Source organism: Limnobacter sp. (assembly GCF_036846585.1).
GTDB lineage: Bacteria > Pseudomonadota > Gammaproteobacteria > Burkholderiales > Burkholderiaceae_B > Limnobacter.
Genome location: NZ_DAIUBR010000061.1, coordinates 1 through 3,233 on the forward strand (window position 1 = coordinate 1; position 3,233 = coordinate 3,233).

A 3,233-nucleotide genomic window follows, 5' to 3' on the forward strand; every position below is an offset into this window, starting at 1 on the left:
GCTGTGGCACAAAGGCAAACAACCAGGGCACATCGTCTTGAACCAGGTCGGTCATCTGCGAAATGATTTGCGCGCGTTCCTCATTGTTTGGCATGGTTTTCATGCGTTCGAACATGGCGTCGTATTGGGTATTTAAATAGTTGGATGCGTTCTCACCGGCAGTTTTCGCGCGGCTGTTGGGGCCATAGAGCAGGAATAAAAAGTTTTCAGGATCGGGGTAATCGGCATTCCAGCCCAAAAAGAAAAGTTGTGCATTGCCCTTGCGGATTTTTTCCTGAAAACGGTTCCAGTCTGTGGCGCGAATGTCCAGCTGCATGTTCAACTTCGCGAATTGTTTGCGGTACCAGTCAAAGCGCGCCTTGTCGCCGGGGCCACCGCCCGTGGTGTCCAGTGCCAGGGTCAAGGGTTGACCGGTTTTCGAGTCCATGCCGTTGTCGTAACCGGCCCGTTTCAGCAGGGCCAAGGCCTCTTCAATCGGCTTGCGCACAGGTTTTCCATCGACAATGTTGTACACCTGTGTGTTGTAACCGGCCTCGCCTTGCTCAAACCCAAACAGACCCGGCGGCACAGGTCCGTGCGCGGGCACTGCTCGACCGTTGGTGAAAATCTGCGAGAATTCTTCCCAGTCCACCGCAATGGCAATGGCTTGCCTTAACAATTTTGCGCGTCGGGCGTCTTCGGGTGAATTGCCAGGCCCCACCACAGGATCTAACCAGTTGAAGCCCAGATAAAACATGCTGGTCGCCAGCGAGGTTTCCAGGCGAATGCCCTTTTCTTCCATGTCGGCAGTCAAGGCTGCATCGCCATCGGAACTGGCTCGAATGGCCTGATCGAAGGTGTCTGCACTGACCCCTGATGTGTCGTAATACCCCTGCAGGAATTTATTCCAATACGGGATGCCCTCCTTCTCGCGGGTAAACACCACGCGGTCAATGAATGGCATGGTTTTGCCCGCATCGGCCAGCAAACCCTTGGCCTCGTCTTCTGGCTCACCCTCGGAAGGGTAAAGCTCGCCCCGGTGGTTGGGGTTGCGCGACAACACCATTCGGGAATTCGGGTCGTTTTCGGTCAGCATGTAGGCACCGGTTCCTACAGGCCACCAATCCAGCACCAGGTTGTTGTCTACAAATCCTTTCTGGCTGTAAAAGGCATCCACCTCCCAGGCAATGGGCGAGAAAAACGGCATGGCCAGCCAGTAAATGAACTGGGGGTATTTGCCATTCACGCGAATTTCAAGAGTATGGTCGTCAATCGCTTTGGCACCGGGTAAATCGAATTTGCGCAAATCAAGCCACGGCAAATCGGCAGTGGCAGGCGGAAAGGTGTTGCCTGTTTCTTTCTGGATTTGCGCCTTCAACGCGTTGTCGTGTTCTTGCAAGGTTTTTGCAAGTTCGCCCAAACCAAGCACGTATGCACCCATGTGGCCAAGAATGGGCGACACAATCCGCGAACTGGCCAGGCGCTTGATTTCATACACATAATCGTGGGCAGTCAGTTCACGCGTGCCCTGCTTTTCAAACTGCAACGGGCTGCTGAACTTACTCGCTTCATCGCCCAGTTGGTGGTACAGAAAGTTGCCTTGGGTGTCTTTCGCGAAGGCAGGGTGTGGCTGGTACAAAATACCGGGCTTTAGCTTGATGGTGTACACACTGGTTTTCACGGCGTCCAGCGGCGCATCCTCGGGCAACACATTGCCCGCGTCATCAAGGTACACGGGTGTTGGCATGTCAGCGGCGGCCAAGGGCTCTAGCTGGTAGGGGCGTTTCAGGTAATGGTACTGAAACAGTGGTTCATAAATTTGGTAGGTGAATTCTGCTTCGTCAGAAGTGTACGACTGCGCCGGGTCCAAGTGCTTGGGGCGTGCCGTGAAGGCGGTGTAATGGGTGTTGAGTTTTTTGTCGTCAGCAGTTTCAACGTAGGGGTTGTTGGGCGCTTTGCCACACGCAGCCAGCGACAGACACAAGGCCGCTGCCACCGTTACTGCGAAACTGCCTGCTGTGCCACCGAAAACTGCCAAAAAACCACCCTCGCACTGTTGTTTTTTTAGATGGCTTATTTAACCACGCCATTTGCGTTCGGGGCCAGTGTCTGCGTGAATCCAGCCACCTTTTGCGCCAACCCGGAAATAGAAGCCCACGCCACCGGCACGGAACCCCTCAACAAGTTCGCCAAGTACTTTGGGGTGCAGGCCGGGCAGGCGGAAATCAACTGCCTGCCCTTTCAGGTGCAGGGAATTGCGGGCTGCGGGCAAGCCCGCTTCAATCAAACGGGAATTGGTTTTGGCGCTGCGATAGCCCGAGGTAATCTCAACGGGAGCCGAGAAGCCATAGCGACGAACGAATGCCTGTGCTGCCCACAAGGTGTCGATAATTTGCGTGTCCATGCGGAAAACCTGATTTGCTTGCACGTCCCGAAGCAAACCGCAAATCTGCTCGTAGGCGATTGGGTTAAGATGTCCGTCTTTCCAGTAGGTAATGTTCAAGCGCTCGCCCGATTGTGGGCGTACCATTTCAAGGGTGCGTGGTTGCAGCCAAAATGTCAGATCAACCAGACCCGGATCGAACAGGTCAGGCGGTGGAAGCAGATCGGAACCAGCGGCCAAAACACCCCGGTTCAAAAAGGGTTCTACCGAGCCAATAATGGCCAAAGTACTTACCGCTTTGATGAATGATCGCCGGTCGAAATTGTGCATTGCCATAACTGATAACCGTAACTTAAGAATTTACTTGAACTTATAATATGAGTTCTTTGAAAAAAAGTCATTAATCCATGTCTAAAGATCACCAAAACCAAACCATTCGCACCCGTTTTGCACCCAGCCCTACCGGCTATTTGCATTTGGGTGGTGCCAGAACCGCCTTGTACAGTTGGGCATTTGCCCGCCACCACAAGGGGCAGTTCATTCTTCGCGTGGAAGACACCGATGTTGAACGATCCACTCCGGAGGCCGTGCAGGCCATCATGGACGGCATGGCATGGCTGAACCTGGATTACGACGAAGGCCCGTTTTTTCAAATGCAGCGCATGGACCGTTACCGGGCCATGATCGACAAATTGCTTGAAAAAGGCGATGCCTACCTTTGCTACTGTACGCAAGAAGAATTGAATCAAATGCGTGAAAAGCAACGGGAAAATGGCCAGCGCATTCGTTATGACGGCACCTGGCGCCCCGAGGCAGGCAAAGTGCTGCCCACCCCACCCGCTGAAGCAAAGCCTGTGGTGCGCTTCAAGAA

Annotated in this window: 3 protein-coding genes; 1 reads left to right on the forward strand and 2 read right to left on the reverse strand. The window is 53.8% G+C overall.

The features are described 5' to 3' along the window. Both V7028_RS15250 and V7028_RS15255 read right to left on the reverse strand, forming a co-directional pair. On the reverse strand, window positions 1-2,017 hold a 2,017-nt coding region (locus tag V7028_RS15250; RefSeq protein WP_334120939.1), incomplete at its 3' end, for an ABC transporter substrate-binding protein. Window positions 2,018-2,056: 39 nt separating this feature from the next. Next, on the reverse strand, window positions 2,057-2,698 hold the full coding sequence (locus V7028_RS15255; protein WP_334120940.1) for a YcbK family protein: 642 nt from the start codon (window positions 2,696-2,698) through the stop codon (window positions 2,057-2,059). A 71-nt stretch (window positions 2,699-2,769) separates the two neighbouring features. Between V7028_RS15255 and V7028_RS15260 the strand changes: the two genes are divergently transcribed. After that, on the forward strand, window positions 2,770-3,233 hold a 464-nt coding region (locus tag V7028_RS15260; RefSeq protein ID WP_334120941.1), incomplete at its 3' end, for a glutamate--tRNA ligase.